A 563-nucleotide genomic window follows, 5' to 3' on the forward strand; every position below is an offset into this window, starting at 1 on the left:
GAAGTATATCCCCTGATTTGGTTTCTATGAGAGTGTCTACAGTTCTATCAATAGTTTTTGGAAGATTAGGCTCTATGAGTCTTAGGGGCTCTTTGTTTGATATAATCTTCACCAAAGACTTAGGTATTCTACTCCCTATTATCTCTCTAAATACTATGTCAAATTGCTTATGTTCTTTGTTTTCCACTATAAATATTGTATCGTATAAAATGTCATCTTATCTTGGCAAACTTGGTATATAAAATCTTAACCATGTTTTGAGAGCAATATCTCCATCCCTTTTTCGTAGGTTCTGTTGTTGCCGTTTACTTTTAGGCTCATAGGATCGTAGAAAAGGATTTCTTTTTCAGCAAAATAAGATATTGTATTTAGCATGTCTATGTCGTATTTATCTTCTAATAAAAACGCTCCATCTTTAACTATCTTTCTTGATATTTCTTTAAATAACTTTTTTGTTTTTTCATCTTGTCTTATGAGTAAATTAACTATCTCTGCATAAGCCATAAACGCCTTTTCATCAAGATATGTTTTTAAATTTTCTATCTTCTTTCTATGGGTAATCA

At 30.7% G+C, this 563-nt stretch carries 2 protein-coding genes; both read right to left on the reverse strand.

Annotated features, from left to right (window positions below):
• Nucleotides 1–187: hypothetical protein (locus ACYQZV_RS09095; protein WP_459895329.1), on the reverse strand; the 187-nt coding region annotated here is incomplete at its 3' end.
• A 59-nt stretch (nucleotides 188–246) separates the two neighbouring features.
• A partial coding sequence (locus tag ACYQZV_RS09100; protein WP_459895332.1) for a hypothetical protein occupies nucleotides 247–563 on the reverse strand: 317 nt, incomplete at its 5' end.

This window comes from Hydrogenobaculum acidophilum, assembly GCF_054656715.1.